This is a genomic window from Streptomyces sp. WG7, assembly GCF_049975785.1.
GTDB lineage: Bacteria > Actinomycetota > Actinomycetes > Streptomycetales > Streptomycetaceae > Streptomyces.
This window is the reverse complement of the sequence record NZ_JBNGGE010000050.1, coordinates 1-16,975: the sequence shown is the minus strand read 5'-3', so window position 1 is coordinate 16,975 and position 16,975 is coordinate 1. Positions and strand designations below refer to the sequence as shown.

General features: G+C 68.9%; 17 protein-coding genes. 11 read left to right on the top strand and 6 right to left on the bottom strand.

All coding sequences use genetic code 11. From position 1 onward, the window contains the following. Positions 1-47: 47 nt before the first annotated feature. Complete coding sequence (locus tag ACP4J0_RS32400) at positions 48-458, bottom strand: TIGR02391 family protein (protein WP_426602331.1); 411 nt, start codon at positions 456-458, stop codon at positions 48-50. A 526-nt stretch (positions 459-984) separates the two neighbouring features. Between ACP4J0_RS32400 and ACP4J0_RS32395 the strand changes: the two genes are divergently transcribed. Continuing rightward, a complete protein-coding gene (locus ACP4J0_RS32395; RefSeq protein WP_426602289.1) occupies positions 985-2,577 on the top strand; it encodes a hypothetical protein in 1,593 nt (530 codons plus the stop codon). A 216-nt stretch (positions 2,578-2,793) separates the two neighbouring features. Here the strand turns inward: ACP4J0_RS32395 and ACP4J0_RS32390 are convergent, their stop codons facing one another. From ACP4J0_RS32390 to ACP4J0_RS32380, 3 genes are read right to left on the bottom strand one after another with little or no spacing between them, the layout of a single operon-like run. Next, positions 2,794-3,405: a C39 family peptidase gene (locus tag ACP4J0_RS32390; protein WP_426602288.1), complete on the bottom strand. Its 612-nt coding sequence runs from the start codon at positions 3,403-3,405 to the stop codon at positions 2,794-2,796. Next, positions 3,398-4,390 (bottom strand): threonine/serine dehydratase, encoded by a 993-nt coding sequence (locus ACP4J0_RS32385; RefSeq protein ID WP_426602287.1) that lies wholly within the window; start codon positions 4,388-4,390, stop codon positions 3,398-3,400. Before ACP4J0_RS32385 ends, ACP4J0_RS32390 begins: the two co-directional genes overlap by 8 nt. Further along, on the bottom strand, positions 4,387-5,340 hold the full coding sequence (locus ACP4J0_RS32380; RefSeq protein ID WP_426602286.1) for a D-alanine--D-alanine ligase family protein: 954 nt from the start codon (positions 5,338-5,340) through the stop codon (positions 4,387-4,389). Before ACP4J0_RS32380 ends, ACP4J0_RS32385 begins: the two co-directional genes overlap by 4 nt. A gap of 134 nt (positions 5,341-5,474) precedes the next feature. Between ACP4J0_RS32380 and ACP4J0_RS32375 the strand changes: the two genes are divergently transcribed. Next, positions 5,475-6,872: a UDP-N-acetylmuramoyl-tripeptide--D-alanyl-D-alanine ligase gene (locus ACP4J0_RS32375; protein ID WP_426602285.1), complete on the top strand. Its 1,398-nt coding sequence runs from the start codon at positions 5,475-5,477 to the stop codon at positions 6,870-6,872. 143 nt (positions 6,873-7,015) lie between these two features. On the opposite strand, the gene ACP4J0_RS32370 is transcribed toward ACP4J0_RS32375, so the two are convergent. Next, complete coding sequence (locus ACP4J0_RS32370; protein WP_426602284.1) at positions 7,016-7,429, bottom strand: hypothetical protein; 414 nt, start codon at positions 7,427-7,429, stop codon at positions 7,016-7,018. Positions 7,430-7,628: 199 nt separating this feature from the next. Between ACP4J0_RS32370 and ACP4J0_RS32365 the strand changes: the two genes are divergently transcribed. From ACP4J0_RS32365 to ACP4J0_RS32325, 9 genes are all read left to right on the top strand, one after another. After that, positions 7,629-8,915 (top strand): XRE family transcriptional regulator, encoded by a 1,287-nt coding sequence (locus ACP4J0_RS32365; protein WP_426602283.1) that lies wholly within the window; start codon positions 7,629-7,631, stop codon positions 8,913-8,915. After that, the gene (locus tag ACP4J0_RS32360; RefSeq protein WP_426602282.1) at positions 8,900-9,448 is read left to right on the top strand and encodes an N-acetyltransferase family protein; all 549 of its coding nucleotides are present in this window, start codon (positions 8,900-8,902) and stop codon (positions 9,446-9,448) included. Before ACP4J0_RS32365 ends, ACP4J0_RS32360 begins: the two co-directional genes overlap by 16 nt. A gap of 404 nt (positions 9,449-9,852) precedes the next feature. Next, on the top strand, positions 9,853-10,425 hold the full coding sequence (locus tag ACP4J0_RS32355; protein WP_426602281.1) for an RNA polymerase sigma factor: 573 nt from the start codon (positions 9,853-9,855) through the stop codon (positions 10,423-10,425). Then, positions 10,422-11,132, top strand: a complete 711-nt coding sequence (locus ACP4J0_RS32350) for a hypothetical protein (RefSeq protein WP_426602280.1) — start codon at positions 10,422-10,424, stop codon at positions 11,130-11,132. The genes ACP4J0_RS32355 and ACP4J0_RS32350 overlap by 4 nt, the downstream gene beginning before the upstream one ends. A gap of 740 nt (positions 11,133-11,872) precedes the next feature. Further along, on the top strand, positions 11,873-12,145 hold the full coding sequence (locus tag ACP4J0_RS32345) for a hypothetical protein (protein WP_426602279.1): 273 nt from the start codon (positions 11,873-11,875) through the stop codon (positions 12,143-12,145). Between the two features lie 156 nt (positions 12,146-12,301). Beyond that, complete coding sequence (locus ACP4J0_RS32340) at positions 12,302-13,183, top strand: recombinase family protein (RefSeq protein WP_426602278.1); 882 nt, start codon at positions 12,302-12,304, stop codon at positions 13,181-13,183. A 371-nt stretch (positions 13,184-13,554) separates the two neighbouring features. Then, positions 13,555-14,187, top strand: a complete 633-nt coding sequence (locus ACP4J0_RS32335; protein ID WP_426602277.1) for a hypothetical protein — start codon at positions 13,555-13,557, stop codon at positions 14,185-14,187. Between the two features lie 151 nt (positions 14,188-14,338). Beyond that, positions 14,339-14,689 carry a hypothetical protein gene (locus ACP4J0_RS32330; protein ID WP_426602276.1) on the top strand — a complete coding sequence of 117 codons (351 nt, stop codon included), beginning with the start codon at positions 14,339-14,341 and terminating at the stop codon, positions 14,687-14,689. 262 nt (positions 14,690-14,951) lie between these two features. After that, complete coding sequence (locus tag ACP4J0_RS32325) at positions 14,952-15,224, top strand: hypothetical protein (RefSeq protein ID WP_426602275.1); 273 nt, start codon at positions 14,952-14,954, stop codon at positions 15,222-15,224. Between the two features lie 350 nt (positions 15,225-15,574). Here the strand turns inward: ACP4J0_RS32325 and ACP4J0_RS32320 are convergent, their stop codons facing one another. Next, positions 15,575-16,810, bottom strand: a complete 1,236-nt coding sequence (locus ACP4J0_RS32320; RefSeq protein WP_426602274.1) for an IS701 family transposase — start codon at positions 16,808-16,810, stop codon at positions 15,575-15,577. Between the last annotated feature and the right edge of the window lie 165 nt (positions 16,811-16,975).

Sequence of the window (16,975 nt, the reverse complement as noted above, 5' to 3'; positions counted from 1 at the left end):
GCCTGATTCCTGCCCTGGTCAGGCCAGGTAGGTCGAGGCCCGTAGTTCTAGGTTGTCGTGGCCGCCTGGCGGCGCTTGGCGCGTTCGACCTGCCGCAGCAGAAGGTCGGCGAACTGGATGATCTCTGCTGCCTCGATGGGATCGTCGAAGTCGACGGTGCGGTGGCTGGCGGGGTTCTTATACGCGCCCATGGCGCCGGCGAAGAGCGAGGAGGCGGCGTCTTGCTCACCGCCTTCGGCTCCGGCGTCGGCGAGCGGGCCGCCGACCTTGCCGTTCTGGTGCGCTTGGAACGCCTTGCGCATCAGCGGTACGCCGACCAGGGAGTTGTCGAGGCCGGACGCGTCCCGGACGGCAACTTCGACCGCCTTCATCGCGGCGAAACACGCGGTCTCGTAGTCGCCCAGGTCGAAGTTGGTGCGCACTGTGTCTTCCAGGGCCGGATGGAGGTGGCCGGACAGCCGCTGGCGGGCTTGGAACCGCGTGACGCCCTCGGGATCCTCCGCCAGATTCCTGCCGTCGCGGGACAGTTGACGGAAACCTTCCGACTGACTGGGTACCCGGGACAGCAGCGCGTGTGCTTCCAGCCAGGCCCAGGCATCGGAGAGGCGGTCGACGAGGTTCTCAGTATCCGGTTCGTCCTGGAACGCCTGGCGGGCAGAACCTATCGTTCCTGCGTACTGCAGGAAGCCTGTTCCGCCGGCGAGGTGCTGCAGGAGAAGGATCGCAACGTCCCGGGTGGGCAGCTGCCGGATCTATTCCGCCGGAACCGGCGGCGTGAACGTATACCTCATGGGCGCACGCTACGGCGTGGCACCGACAACCGAGTGCCGTACCTCGACAGGAGGACACTGACGGGCCGAACGCCATGCTTAGCGGCTCCAGCGTTGTCAGTGGCGGGAGGTACCGTCAATCAGTTGGGCGCCCGGCAGCGTGGCCGGGTGCCGACCGGAGGCGGATCTCGTCTCCAGTACGGCTGGAGGTTGCATGGCCCTGGACAAACGCCGCGTGCAGACCGCAGTGATCGGCAACGCCGATTCCGAGCTCCCTGTGGTCCTTCCGATGGAAGCGATAGAGCTCGACGACTTCCGGACCCGCCACACTGGCCAGACCTACTGGTGCGGGACGTGGCTGGGCGGGTGTGGCCACCAGCTCTTCACCAAGCTGTACACCGACCGTGCCTGCCACTTCGCGCACGGGCCCGATCCCGAGCACACCTCCACCTGCGCCCGCAAGGCATCCGGGGTTTCCAGCGCGGACCACCTGTACATCAAGCACGGACTGTTGGACTGGCTGACGAGCCAGGACATCACCGCCACCGCCACCATCTCGCGCGATGGAGACGGCGCGATCGGTCGGGACGTGCTCTTCGCTCCTGCCGGTCGCGACGCCCTTCGGGTGCTCCTCTCCGATTTGCCCGGCTCTCCCGCATCGGGGGAAGAAGACCCTTCCCGGCTGGTGCTCGGCCCGGAGATGACGCCGGACCCGGACGTGCTGCTGCGGCAGGGCTACGTCAACCGCATCCAACTCGTCCCCGACGGCACCCGCCGCAGGATCCAGGTCGGCACCGAACGCCACGGCGGAACCACCGACTGGTTCGACCTGGACGAGGTAGAGCTCACCGACTCAGGGCTCACCACCCCAGCGGTCGCAGAGATCCGCCGGCTGCGCACCACGCGGCGGCCCATCGGCGTACGGACGCAAAAGGCCCCGCCGCCCCAGAGCCGGCCGACCGCGGGAGCCGTCAGCGACGAGACACACGGCATCCCGTCGCAGGACCGTGACTCCGTCATGGCGGCCCTCCAGCAGGCCGTCAGTGTCGGGCGTAGCCGCACGGAGATCCGCCACTGGCTGAACCAAGCGGAGGAGGTGACGCGCGGCGGAGCCACCGCCGAAGAAAACGACCTGATCAGGGCGGCTGCCGACGCGCTGCTGAGGCTGGAACGCGGAGTCGGCGTGTCGACTCCGCGGAAACCGACCTTCCAGGAGCGGCGCGCCCTGCAGAAGGTCGAGGGGCTGCTGCTCGTTCTCGCGCAGCACAGAACGCATGGCATGGGGGTGACGTTCCGCCAGCGCAACCAGCTCGTGCAGGCCGCGGAGAAGGCTTCGGCCTGGCTCACCGACGAACAACGCTTCCAGGTGGAGGAGTGGCAGAAGGATCCGGAGCCCGCACCAGTGCCTCGCGCCCCTCAGCCGCCGCGTGGCCGCCCGCAGCGCCGCCCGGAGCACTTCGACGGGGCCGGCCTCGCCGATGCCGTACGCGACGTTCTGGAGCACGCGGCCCGGATGGGCGAGACCGTACCGCTCACCGACTTGTGTGCCCAGGTCAAGGGCCTGGGCGAGCTGACGGAATCCGATCAGGTGCAGGTGCTGCGCCGGGTCGGGCCCACTGCGCGCCCCCGCAGTGCGAAACCCCAGCGTCCGGCCCTGCTCACGGCGCTGATCACCACGGACACGGGGACCATGCACCCGGTCTACCAGCAGCTCGCTGACCACGCTGGCCACCACCTGCCCTCGCAGGCCGACAGTGCGTGGACCGATACGGTCAAGATCCTCCACGACCGCTACCGGACCCCATAGCAGCACGACCGCCACCCCAAGGCCGATACCGCACGAAGGCCGCCCGGGTTGTCCGGGCGGCCCTCGTCGTGCGCGGCATGCGGTCAGACGACCAAAGCTGATCTACGAGGCAGCCGGTGCGGTGTGCTGAAACGGCGTGACGTGCGATAGCGCTCACCCCGGGCAGCAGGTGGGGTGAGCGCCATTCTCGTTCGACGGTGGAGTCCTCGTAAGTGGTCAAGTCAGGGATACTCCCCGGCCACCGAAGAACTCGGCGAACGTCGCGACGGGCAGGCTCGCGGTACGGGCGTGGTCCGTGTGGCCGGATGGGTTGCGGAAGTGCACTGTGTCGCCCTGGCGGCCGGTGACGAGCACGAGGTGGCCGCCCTTGCCGGGGGCGGGGTTCTCGGGGCGGCGGATTTCCTTGTGTACCGAGGCCATCGCGAGGCGCCCGCTGTCGAGCAGGGCGAGGAGGTCGGGCACGGTCAGGGTCCGGTACACCTCGGCGTCCAGGGCGTGGACGTCGCGCACGTACTGGACGAAGGGGGCGTAGATCAGGCCACGGATGGCTCCGGTGTTCGGGTCCTCGGTGTACGCCCCGTACTTTCTGGCGCCCTCGAGGAGTTCGAACATGGTTGGTGCCTCTCCGGTGCGGGCGAGGAGAGCCATGCGCAGGCAGGCGATGCCGCACGCGTGGCCGGCCCATCGGCCGTAGGTGGCGAGGTCGGGGGCGCCGAACTCTTCCCATCTCGGGTCGTCGTCGTGGGCGCGGCCCTCGTAGGCGAAGGCGTGGATCAGGTCCGGGCTGGCGTACTGCGTGATCGTGGGGAACGGGTGGTCGTCAGGCACGGGCGGGTTCCTTCCGGCGGGTGGCCTGGCTGATCAGCCGGTGGAAGGTGGGCAGGTCCACGCCGCCGCCGGAGATCACCACCCCGATCATCCCCGACTCATGGGGGATGAGGCCGCCGAGGACGGCGGCCAGGGCGCAGGCGCCGCTGGGTTCGGCGACGACTTTCAGGTGCCGGAAGGCGAAGGCCATGGCGTCTGTGATGTCCTTCTCGGTCACGGTCACGACGGCGTCGAGGAGACGTGAGTTGACGGCCCAGGTCAGGGGCGAGGGGCTGGTGTGCCCGAGGCCGTCGGCGATGGTGGCGGGGACGTCGGGCAGGGCGATGCGCTGGCCGCAGCGCATCGAGAGCAGGGTGTCGGCTCCTTCCTGGGGTTCCACGCCGATGACTTTGATGCCGGGGTTCAGGTGCTTGGCGATGGTGGCGGTTCCGGCGGCGAGGCCGCCGCCGCCGACGGGGACCACGAGGGTCTCGATTTCGGGGTGGTCGGTGAGGAGTTCCAGGGTGGCGGTCCCGGCGCCGGCCATGATGTGCCGGGAGTTCGCCGAGGGGACGACGGCCAGGCCGTCCCGGGCGGCGATCTCGGCCACGAGGGCGTCGCGGTTGTCGGAGTCCCGCCGGTAGGTGACGACCCTGCCGCCCAGGGCGCGGATGCCTTCGACCTTCGGGGTCGGGGCGTCGGCGGGGATGACGACCGTGGCCGGTACTTCGAGGAGCCTGCCGGTCAGGGCCAGGGCCTGGGCGTGGTTGCCGGAGGATGCGCCGATCAGACCGTGGGCACGTGCTGTGGTGGGGAGGGATGAGGCGTGATGGTAGGCGCCGCGGAACTTGAAGGAGCCGGTGCGCTGGAGGCTCTCCGCCTTGCACACCACCGGCCAGCCTGCGGCCTGGTCGAGGGAGAGCGCGGACAGGGACGGGGTGCGGGCGACGACCGGCTGGAGGTTGGCGGCGGCTTCCTCGATGTCGCAGGCGGTCAGCTCGGTCACGGCTGGTACCCCTCTCGGGTGGTGGCGGTGGCGAGGATCGTGCGGATGAGCTGGTCGTAGTCGATGCCGGCCGCGGCCGCCGTGGTGGCGAGGTTCCCGGTGTGGGAGAGGCCGGGCAGGGTGTTGATCTCCAGCCAGTACGGGCTGCCGTCGGCAGTGACGATGAAATCGGAGCGGGAGTATCCGGTGCAGGCCAGGGCGCTGTGCGCGGTGAGTGCAGCGGTGGTGATCGCGTCGAGTGTGGCGCTGGGGAGTTCGGCCGGGCACCGGTAGCGGTACTTGGTCTTGTCGCGCTTGGTGGCGTAGTCGTAGAACTCGGCGTCGGTGGGCAGTGTCTCCAGCGGTGGCAGAGCCACGGGCGAGCCGTCTACCTCCAGGATTGCGCAGGTCACCGGTGTGCCCGTGGTGAAGGGCTCCGCGAACCAGCCGTCGCTGGCGTTCACCGTGGACAGGGCCGCGGTGAGTTCGGCGGTGTCGTGGCAGACGCTCATACCGATCGAGCCGCCTTCGGACAGCGGCTTGAGGATCAGTGGGAAGGCGATGGCGTCGGTGAGGGCCCGGGTGATCGTGTCGCGGTCGCGGGCCGGGACGTGGGCGGAGGGCAGGACCGCCACTCCGGCGGCGGCCACGACGGTCTTGGCGAGGGTCTTGTGCATGCCGATGGCGGACGCGGTGACGCCTGACCCGGTGTAGGGGATGGTCAGGGTCTCCAGTAAGCCCTGGAGCTTGCCGTCCTCGGCGTACTGCCCGGCGATGGCCAGAAACGCAACATCGGAGCTGCGGACCTGGTCGGAGAAGTCTTTGCTCGCGGCGTCGAGGAACACCGTGGTGTACCCCTGCCGGTCGAGGGACTCCAAGGCAGCGCGGCCCGACATCAGGGACCGCTCCCGCTCGGTGGACCTGCCGCCGGAGACGACAGCGATCCGGCCGGGGCGAAGAGACTGCGTCATCAGATGGTGCTCCTGTTCGTGGGTCTTCTGGCCGGTCGCGGAGGCGCCGGCCCGTCAAGGCGCTACGGTCGAGGAACCGAACCGGCGGGCTGTTGGCCGTGCCGGGCAAGCCCTGCTGATGCGGAGTTCGTTTCGTGATCCCCCTGTCTCTCGAAGCCGTCGCGTCCGCTGTCGGCGGCCGCCTGTGCGACGTGGCGGACCCGTCCGCGCTGATGACCGCGCCCGCGGTCGTCGACTCGCGCGAGGTCGAACCCGGCGGCCTGTTCGCGGCGCTGCCCGGTGAGCACACCGATGGGCACGCTTTCGCGGCGAACGCGGTGAAAGCCGGTGCGGTGGCCGTCCTGGCCACCCATCCGGTCGGTGTCCCGGCCGTCGTCGTCGAGGACGTACTGGACGCGCTCGCCGCACTGGCCCGCACCGTGCTGGCCGCCGTCCCCGACGTCACGGTCATCGGGCTGACCGGCTCGGCGGGCAAGACCAGCACGAAGGACCTGATCGCCCAGGTGCTGCCCGAGCGCGGGGAGACGGTCGCCACCGTGAAGTCGTTCAACGGCGAGATCGGCATGCCGCTGACGGTGACCCACCTGGACAACGGGGTCCGCCACCTCGTGCTGGAGATGGGCGCCCGCGGGATCGGCCACATCACCCACCTGACGCGGATCGCCCCGCCCACGGTCGGCCTGGTGCTCAACGTGGGCACCGCCCACGTCGGCGAGTTCGGCGGGCGCGAGCAGATCGCGAAGGCCAAGGGCGAACTCGTCGAGGCACTCCCCGCGGACGGACTGGCGGTCCTCAACGCCGATAACCCGCTGGTCGCCGCCATGGCGTCGCGGACCCGGGCCCGGGTGCTGACCTTCGGTACCGGCAACGGTGCCGACGTGAGGGCCGTGAACGTCGCCCTCGACACCTCGGGACGGGCCTCGTTCACCCTGACGGCCGCTGATGCCCACGCGCGGGTCGACCTGGCCCTTCACGGCGCGCACCACGTCTCGAACGCGCTGGCCGCGGCCGCCGTCGCGATCGGGCTGGGCGTCGGCGTGGAGAAGACGGCCGCCGCCCTGTCCCGCGCGGTCCTGGTGGCGTCGGGGCGCATGGAAGTCACCGACCGGGGTGACGGAGTGCGGATTGTCAACGATGCGTTCAATGCGAACCCCGACTCGATGAAGGCAGCGTTCGCGGCCATTGAGGCCATGGCAGACGGGCACCGGACCGTTGCTGTCCTGGGCGAGATGAAGGAACTGGGCGCCGACAGCAGCGACGAACACCGCCAGGTCGGTCGGCTCGCCGCCGCCTACATCGATGTGCTGATCGCCGTCGGCGACGAGGACGCGCGGACGATGGCCTCCGCCGCCCAGGAGGGCAACCCGCAGATGCACGTGGTCAACGCCGGCGACCGGGACCATGCCCTGGCTCTGGCCCGCGGCCTGATCCAGCCGGGGGACGTCGTCCTGGTCAAGGGCTCCCACAGCGTGGGGCTGGAGCACACGGCGGTATGTCTGGCGCAGCCCGACACCCTGGCCGGCGACCGCTAGAAGCGCGGCCGGCGGCTTCAGCCGGGCCGCCGGGCGCGGAGTGTCGTCGGGGGCGATGGCACGCAGGGTTCCGCGGTGGCCGGTTGGGGTGTCCATGACGTCCCGGCCGATCCGAGGGTGATCGCGATGGAGCATGCGGCGGCTCACCGGGTTTCACCGTTCGACGAGGCCAGCGGCGCCCAGGTGTAGCGCACGCGCACGCCGAGCTCCTGGAGCCAGGCGATCTCACGGTGCCGGAGCTCGTGCGCGCCCTCCGGGGCGATGCCGGCGGGCCAGCGGACGAGCACGGTGGCGATGGCGCCGGCCTCCGCCAGGTCGCGTACCCGCTGCCACCCAGCGCGGCGGCCGGGATCGGGCTCGCCGAACTCGTCGGTGACCACTTCGGTGATCGTCAGGCCGCGGCGCCGCGCGAAGGCATGACCTTCCTCATTCGCGCGTTCGGCGGCCAGGCCGGGCATCAGGGTGCCGCGGTCGGCACAGACGTACAGCACGGCTGCGGCGGGGCCCGGGACGGCCGGGACGGTGGCCTTCTCCTGGGGGATTCCTGCGCTGGTCATCGCTGCCTCAGCAGGGGGTCGGAAGTCGGTGCCCCGCCGTGCCCCACGGGGGAGGGCGCGGCGGGGCCGTACACGACAGCTAACCGCCCGTCACCGTGGGGCGTGCATGACGAAGTTGTCCGGGCCCGCCACAGGGTGGCTGACGAATTGACTCTCCCGTGACCTGCCGCCAGCCGGGCGCACGCCCTACCGTGCTGTCGTGGCCAAGACCAGAAACGAGGCGTTAGCCGCCTGGATGGCGGAACACAGGATGGCCAAGGGGGAGCTTGCCGACGCGGTCAACACAGCCATCGCCTCCTTCGCCGGCCGCCGCGGCACGACGTCGGAGCGCACGGTGTTCCGCTGGCTGTCCGGGGAGAACCGGTGGCCGCAAGACCGCCAGCGCCGGGGCCTGGAGATCGTCACCGGTCTGCCCGTGACGGCCCTGGGATTCGTGCCCCGGGGGAAGTCCACACCCGTTCCAGCACTACCGGAGGACCCTGACGTGCGCCGTCGCCAGTTCTTCGGCGCGGCCGCCGGCACCGCGGCCGCCGCCGCCATCCCCCTCGCCCCTGTCGCCTCCGCCCGGCCCTCCCGTGTCGGCACCTCCGACGTGATCCGGCTGCGCGACGAAGTTGAGCACCTGGTCGCCCTGGATGCCGAACGCGGCGGGCACGGCCTGGAGCAAGCCGCCCTCGACGGTGCCGCCGAGGCGCTGAGACTGCAGAAGCAGTCCGCCACCCAACGCGTCCGGCAACGCCTGTTCGCGCTCGCCTCCGACTTCACCGCGACGGCGGCGTGGTCCCTGATCGACGCCGGACAGCTCGACGGAGCCGGCCGCCACCTGGACCGGGCGCTCACGCTCGCGGGCCTGGCCCAGGACTCCGAGATGGCGATGCAGGTGTGGAACCTGCGGGCGATGCTTGCCCGTCAGCGCCGCAACTACCGCGAAGCGGTGGCCTCCGCGCAGGCCGCCCAGGCCACGGCCGTCGCCCGGCGCAGCCCGCTGCACGCCTCCCTCGCTCACGCCCGGACCGCTGTCGGCCTCGCACACAACGGTGAGGACCGCGCGGCGCTGGCCTGCCTCGCACGCGCCGAAGACGCCCTGGCAAAGGCGGACCTGGCCCAGCCGCGGGCCACCTGGATCGCCTTCTACAGTCCGGCGGAGCTGTACTGCCTGACCGCGATCGTGCAGGACGTCGTGGGACAGCCGGCGCAGGCGGAGGCCGCCTCCCACCGGGCGCTCGCCGCCCTGCCGGAGACCTACCGGCGCAACCGCGCATACACCACGGCCCGGCTCGCCCTCACGCAACTGCACCAGGACGACGTAGAGCAGGCGTGCGCGACCAGCGGCCAGGTCTTCGAGATCATGGCGGGCACGCCGCTGCCCGGACGGATGCGGCTGCTCCTCGGCGACTTCCAGCGTGACCTGATCGCCCGCGCTCCCTCCGCCCACATCGCGCACGAGTGGATGGACCGCTACCGGACCCTATGGAGCAGCTCTTGACCACCACAGCCGTTGACCTCCGCCGCTTCGGCCACGAGAACCTGCCGGTCATCCGGCAGACCCTCCTGGACGTGCACGCAGACGCCTACGCCGACGAGATGGACGACGAGTTCAACCAGCGCTTCTCCTGGTTCGTGGACCACTGGGGCGGCCATCCCGGATTCGCCTGCTTGATCGGCTACGACGACAACGAGCCGGTCGGGTTCGCGTACGGCGCCCCGGCGACCGCAGGTCGGGAGTGGTGGCGCGAGCACCTGAGCGAGCCGCCGGCGGACGAATCCACGTTCTCGGTGTCGGAGCTGATGGTACGCCCGGCCTGGCGGAAGACCGGGACCGCCGAGCGGCTGCACGCCGCCCTCCTCGAGGACCGGCCGGAGGCCCTGGCAGTGCTCCTGGTGGACCCTGACCACCCCAAGGTGGAGGCGCTCTACGAGACGTGGGGCTACCGGAAGATCGGCAACCGGCAGCCGTTCCCCGACTCCCCGAACTTCTCGGTGATGCTGCGCGACCTGCGCGTACCGACCGCTTCCTGAACCCGGGCACAACGAAGCTCCCGCAATGAGTTGTCAGGCCTTCCCTGACCTTCTCACCGGCGGGGTACGCCGCCAGCGCGTAGGTCCCGCAGGTCGGGGATGTGGTTGTAGAGGGTGCCCGGGGAGACGCCGAGGAGCTTGGCGATCGAGGTGATCGAGCGGCCTGGGTCGGGCAGCAGGTCGCGGGCGGCCCGGATGACTTCCTCGGTGGCGACGGTGGGGCGTCCGCCGACGCGGCCGCGGGCGCGGGCGGGCTGTTCGCGGCAGGTCTCGTCAAAAAAGATCGAGGAGTGGTGTCACGAAGTGCCCTCGGGCTCCCAAGTAGGGGTGTCGAGCGCGGGGCCAGCAGGGCCTCGGGCATGAACGGGAGAGGCGCTGATGATCAGTGCAGAGGGCGAGGGCTCGTGACGAACCCAGCCGTCGAGCCACGTTCAGGTCAGGATCCGGAATCAGATCAGGAGATGGAGTTCAGGAAATTTGCAGACGCTTGGACTGGTAATGCTGTGGGGTACTGCATGAGACGCTACAGACTGGATAAGCAAGACGCTTTGGAAGTAACGAATGATGCGTTGGCGCTTGTGTGGGCTATGTGGAGAAAGTACGAAAGCAAGGATCATATGCGTCGATCCTTCTTTGGCTGCCTCCAACGCCTTTGCCTTGACGTGAATAAAAAAGCAGAACGAAGGCGTAGGTTGCGCGAGAGGATCGCGCGTGAACCTAATTTCTTCCTGATGTATGACCGCTTGTTTGCCCAAGACCCTGAACGAGCGTACGAGCTGAAAGAGTACGCGGAGATTGTTCACCAGCTTCCAGAGCAACACAGCCGGAGTCTTCAGATGGCGATGCAGGATATTCCGACTTGCGAACGAGCAGAGATCAAAGGGATCGATGTAGGGACCGAAAGGACTCATACTAGTCGAGGCCGAGCAAAAGCCCGCAAGATTCGAGAGCAGATGGAGAAGGGGGTAGGGGAATGACCCACGAAACCCCAAGGGACCAGCAGCTGGATGAGGAGATCTCACTTGAAAGCGACTCCTTTTGCGTGCCGGAACTCGGTCCCGTCGTTCATCTTCAAATCAGCGACGAGGGCACTGGGGACTTCGATGAGCCCTGGTCCGAATCAGAAGAGGATGATTTCAAGGAGTTCTTCGCCACTCCGACTCCCTATGAGGAGAGCCAAGAGGAGCGCAACCGTCGCTTGGACTTGATCATCAGGGAGGGGAGTGAGCTCCGCAGGATCATTGAGGCGGAGAAACCCAGTCGTATCGTTACTGAGGCAGAGTCAGCGACTTCTCGGTTGTCGGGCGGTAGGGGCATTGCTAGGCCGAGGTCCGCCGATAGGCAATCCACTGTTTCACCAGCAGGGAAGTTCAATTCTGGGGCGTCAGTCTCAATTAAGCTGTCCGGCGTCCGCCGCAGTCGGAAGCGGAGTTCGGGACTGACGGTCAGCAACGTTGTGGCCTCCAGTGCAGTCAGCATGGCCACTGCGTTCGCCACAGGAATCCTCTCTGGAGCTATGGAACTCAGTGCTGTGCTTCTACCCACAGTGGTCATCGCCTTGGCGACCATGGTTGGCATGACAACTCTCCTGGACCACGCCGGGCTGGGACGCACCGATGGACGGCCCATCGGCTTCCAGACCGTGAAAGACAACCGGGGTGAACAAGAGGACAGGGTGCTGTAACGAAAGTGGCCCGCCGCCCCAAGTAGCTACGAGACCACAGGGGTAACGACGGGCCAGCACCCCCCTGACACCCAGCAGTGCCGAGGAGAGCACGTGAAGTTCCAGCATCGCACGGACCAGCAGCAGAGTAGCGAGCCACATGAGGAAAGGAGCCAGAAGAATGGGAGTGCTGAAGGCAACCGCCGACGTCGCATCAACCTGTCCCTGACCGTACCCAGCATGAGCGGAACGACCGCAGTAGTGGGAAGTAGTGCCGTTGCCGCCTCTATAGGAGCAGGCCACGCACCCACTGACCCGGTCCAAGTGGTCTCGCTCGTAGTGCTCAGCATTGCGGTCATGGCGTACGACATCGCCCGCAGGATGATCTCCCTGCGTCGCTGATCAGACACGGACATCGGGGCTGGCCCCATCCCCGCGCTGGCTGGCCCCGGCCGGGCACCTCCCGGCGGGCGCTGCCGCGCGGTGGCGGGTGGTAGGCGGCCCGGCAGATCCTGCAGCTCCGTTCCGTCCGGAACGATATGAAGGCCCGCGCTCACCTGCGCGGGCCCTTCGCCGTGCGTCGGTATCCGGCGGCGGCACGCGATCGTTTGGGTGGGACATGGAGCTGAGCCAGGAGCCGCGGCCGCGAGTCGAGGAACGGGCGGCGGCGGTCGCCGACGCGGTGTGTGAGCTGGTCGACATGGTGTCGCCTGGCTTTGTTCGGCAGTGGTGCCCCAGGAGATGAACGAAGCCAGTCGCCGATGCCATGGAGCGCGGGCGCGGTCGAGGACGTGGCCGACTCCATCGACATGCTCGCCGAGGCCCTGGCGGCGATCGACCCGGAGGCCGCGCGAGCCCTCGCGGCGGTCCCGGCCGCCACCGCCGCGCTGCGCCGCCGACTCGCCCCGGCCACCGCCGAGGACGTTGTTGAGGTGCCCGTACCGCGCTCCGGACGGCCGCGCCGGCGCGGGACTCGGACCCGGCTGGAAGGGCGTACGGGCCACCGACTGATCCGCCGGGAGGTCCACCGGTAGGTGGTGCCCGTGGGAGACGGTTTGTTCCCGCCAGGGCCTGTTTTCATAGGTGGTCGCCTATGAAACACCTGCCCCGTGGTCGATCAAGCTGGGGTGATTCTGTTTCATAAGTCGTTGCAAACGACCTATGAAACAGACACATGAAACAATGATTGCGTGAGCGACGACGACTACCAGCGCGTTGAGGCGCATGACTGTCCCATGTCCACCTGCGCCGTCCCGGCGGGCTCGCCCTGCCGCACCACCAAGGGACGGGTCGCCGTGCAGTACCACACCGCCCGCTTCCGGCTGGTGCCCTCACTGGCCAAGACACTGAACGTCCCCACCCCCGCCGTCCGCAAGCCGGGCACCGCCTGGGTGGAGCTCCCGCGCCCGGCGAGCGCCGGCGGCGAACCGGCCGGGCACGTCCGCATCGGCTACGCTCGCGCCTCCACCGCCCGCCAGTCGCTGGACACCCAGCTCGACTCCCTCGCCGCCAACGGCGTCAGCCGCGTCTTCTCGGAGAAGATCTCCACCCGCGCCACCCAGCGGCCGGAGCTGGAGAAGGCCGTCACCCTCGCCCGCGAACTTCGCGCCTCCGGCGTCCGCGTCACGCTCGTCGTCCACGAGCACAAGCGGCTCGGTCGCGGCATCGAGCTGGCGACGCTCGCCGAGGACCTCAAGGCCGGGGACGTCGGCCTGGAGTTCCTGACTGGCGAACTGAAGGGCTCGCACGACCCCTCGGGCATCGTCTTCACCGTGCTCGCAGCGCTGTCCGGCATGGAACGCGAGTACATCCGCGACCGCACCCTCGAAGGCCACGAGTCGGCCCGCCGGCGGGGCAAGTCGATCGGCGGGGCCAGCGTCACCGACGACGGGATGCTGTCCATGGCCCTGCACCTGCGTGAGCAGGAGATGAGCCTGCGCGAAATCGCGGCCCGGCTCGTCATCACCACCGGCAAGAAGAAGGGGCAGCACCCTTCCCCCGCGACCGTCCTGCGGATGCTGCGCGAGCACGACGATGCGACGGCCCCGGCCTCCGTGGCGGTGGGCGAATGAGCAGGCCCACAGCGGCCCTCCGCAGTGCCCAGGCGCAGACGGGCTGACCCGTCAGGTACCTGCGGTGATATCCCTCGCACAGTGCGAGAGGTACGAGACCGCCCCGGGGGCCAGCGATCACCCGTCACTGACGCCTTGGGGTCGGATTACTCGCCTTGCTCTCGTTCGGCGCGTGCCTCCGCTTCGCAGCGGGGGCAGTCCGCGCACCGGTCCGGCCAGCCCTCACGGGGGACGACGACGGCGTGCGCGCCGGGGTGGCGGCAGGTACCGCACCTCACCATGGTGATCACCTCCCTTCACCTATTGGGGGGCTTGCGCTCGAAGTTGGACAGGACCGGTCCGGCGGGAACCTGCCGGGCCGCTGCGGTGTCGTGATCGACGTGAACAGCGAACTACTCACCATGGCGGGCAGTGCCGTCGGCGCCGTCGCGTTGGTGTTCATCGGCGGATGGGACAACGGCCGGCGCACCAGGAAGGCAGAGGCCCGCAAGGATGCCGCGGCGGACCGTGCAACCCTTGAGGCCCAGGCGGACGAGCTGGTGGCGGCGGTGCTTGCGCTGAAGGTCGTGGGAGGCATGCACGATCGGCTCTTCGCGGGCTGGGGTGCCAGGGGCCGTCTCGCGCTGGATTGGCTGCAGCGGGGAATGCTGGCCGCGGCCCTGACGGACAGGGGCGGGGTCCCCAGGGGCCTGGCTTTCTTCAGTGCGGCGGATCGGGTTGTGGATCGTTGGGACCGGGATACCAAGGCATCGACGGCAGGTCTGGCCGCGCCCCTGAGCCGACTCGGGGCAGCTGTCGCACCCCTGCTCCGGCGTGAGGAGCCCGGGCTCGCGGCCGCGGCGGACGCGGTGTTCACGGCAGCGGTGGAGAGCCACGGGGACGACGACCGGATGACGCGGGCCCTGGACGCCTTTCACGCAGCGCTGCGGCCCGCGCTGGAGTCGGCCCCGGCTCCCCGCCGCAGATGGTCCCTGAGGCGGGGTAGGAGCCGGAGTGAACCGTAGAGCGGCTGACGGCTGGACATCGCACAGGTGCGAGAGGTGCGACGGGCCGGGCGGCCGGAAGAGAACGATCCTGAGGCGAGCATGTCTCGCACGGTCGTCCGGGGCGAGGAGTCATGGCCAGCCCCACCCAATCGAGTACTGAGGAGTCTTCGTGAGTGACTTACCTGCGGGTGTTACCGGAGCTATCCGCCATGCCCTGGCGCTCAACTTGCGTCACCACGGACAGCAGTTCGGCGTGGACAAGCTGCGCTGGACTGACCTGTACGTAGACGTGATCACGGCACTGAAGTGGGTTCACTCTGTGGACTCACAGACGGCCGTGTACGTCGCCCGGCACGCGCTCCAGGAGGCGGCGGACGAGGGCGACAAGCAGCCGGTGCCCCTGAAGGAAGCGGCGCTCTGTCTGCGGCACTCGCTGACGCAGGCCAGCGTGCCGTATGGGAAGTGGTCGGAGGAGCAGGCGGAGGCGTTTGTGACCGCCGTCCTCCTGGACGTCGACTGACGGGGGGCGCCCTCCTGGCCAACTGAAGGGCCCGCTCGCAGTGGTGGCTGGCGGGCCCTCTTCGTCGTGCCCGGGGGTGGGGGCCGTAGTGCTTCCTTGGTTCGCACTAGAAAGTGGCCGGGGTCTGAGTACCTGTGCTCATGTGTGGTGCCCGCCACAACAGCATGCTGAGGGGCATGCGAGCAACAGGCTGTCACCTGAGAACAGTTCGGTGGTCGTTATGAGGCCCGGGGGTGAACCGTCGATCGGCGAGCAGGTTGGGGTGAGCTTGGCCCTGCTCGTTATCGACCTGATGGTCATCGCCTGGCTAGTGATCATCCAATACGGGATGTCCAGCTGGGCCGACAACTACAACGGTGGCAATCCGCCCAGCGCACCCAAAGAAGCACTTCGAGGAATGTGGCTCCTGGCCGCCGGTGCTCTCGTCACTGGCGGTGGTCTCCTTGCCTTGGGATGGCGTGTTCCTGGCCTCGTGCAGCTGGTTGTCCTGGGAGTCGGAGCGGGGCTGCTCGCCTACTTCGCCGCCCGTGGATAGTGCACATCCGAATCCACCCCCGCCCACCACTCGCCCCGGCTCCCAGCCGTCCGCCTTCGACCTACACACCGTGGAGTGGTCGTGGTTCAGGGCGTCAAGGTGGAGCGCGCCACTCTACGAACGGCCTGGACGCTCTGGGACCCGACCGCGCGGCCTTGCCTGGGTGGTGGTCGGGATGGGAGCCCAATCCGACAGTCAATGATCCGCCGGACACGCCTTAGTAGTGCTTCGTTAGGTTCTTCGCTGTCTGCGGCGGCTTCGTCGGGCGGGCAGGGGGCGCCCGCAGGTGGTGCAGGCACCGGTCCAGCACCTCAGCAGGTCCTGTAGAGCGTCGAGGACCTGGTAGAGGGTCAGGCCGGTGTGCGGACTTTTGGGTCGAGCCTCCTGAAGGTGAGGAACGCCTGGGCGGCGGAGACGAGGGTGACGTGGTGGTGCCAGCCGCGCCAGGTGCGGCCCTCGAAGTGGTCCAGGCCCAGGCCGTGCTTGAGCTCGCGGTAGTCGTGCTCGATCCGCCAGCGCATCTTCGCCCACCGCACCAGGTCGGCGACCGGGGTCGAAGCGGGCAGGTTCGATATCCAGTAGCCCGTGGGAGCGTCGTGGCTGTCCGGCCGTTCGACCAGGAGCGTCTGGGTGGGCAGGACGCCGTCCCATCGGTTGCGGCCGCCGCCCGCCTCCTGGGCAGCGGCCACGGACTGCTTGCCCGCAGGCCGGATGGTCAGGACCGCGAACCGTGAGGTCATCGCGCCTTTGCTGCCCTGGCGCCAGGTCACCTCGGTGAACCGGGCCGCGTCGGACTCGGCCGCGAGGGTGGAGATGGCTCGTGGTGGGGTTCGATAGCGGGGCAGCGTGGGCGGACCGAGCCCGCCGTATGCCGGATGGTGCGGCTCGATGCCCTCGGGGTGGGCGACCTCCTTGCCGGTCAGCGCGACGACGTAGGACAGTCCTCGTTCCTCGAGGCCGATCCGAAACGGTGTGCTGACGCCGTAGCCGGCATCGGCGACCACGACCGGCGCCTTCAGCTGCCAGTCGGCGAGCGCGTCGAGAAGGCCGAGCGCAAGCCGCCACTTCTCCTGGTGGACGACGTCGTCGGGGACTCCTGCGCGGCGGCAGCGGTCCGGCTCGTCCGTCCACTCCCGCGGCAGATACAACTGCCACTCCAACGGGCACGAGGCAGTGTCGGTAGCGGCATGGACGCTGACCGCGACCTGGCAGTTCGCCCGCTTACCAACTGCGCCGCAGTACTGCCGGGCCACCCCGACCGACGCCCGCCCGCACTTGGGGAACGACACGTCGTCGACCACCCACACCTCGGGTGTGACCGCCTCGGTGAGACGCTCGGCGATCCGCTTCCTGACCGGCAGCGGATCCCACGGCGACTGGTTCACGAACTGCTGCAGGGCCTGCATGTTCCCGTCCGGCAGACCCTCGGCCATCGGCTGGACCGACTTCCGCCGGCCGTCGAGCATCAGGCCCCGCAGGTAACACTCGCCCCACCGCCGCTGATCCCGCCGCGGCAACGACCCGAACGCATCGGCAACGAACTCCGCCAACTCACCCCGGAGCCGCTCCACTTCCCCCAGCTTCACCCTGAAAGGCTGCCCATCACCAGCCGAGATCACTCAACGTAACGAAGCACTACTAGGGTCCGTCTTCAAAGATCATCAGGTTCGTGGATCATGGCGGCGTGATACGTCGCCATGAACTCACCGATCGGGAGTGGGAGTTACTCGCTCCACTCGTACCGCGGGCCG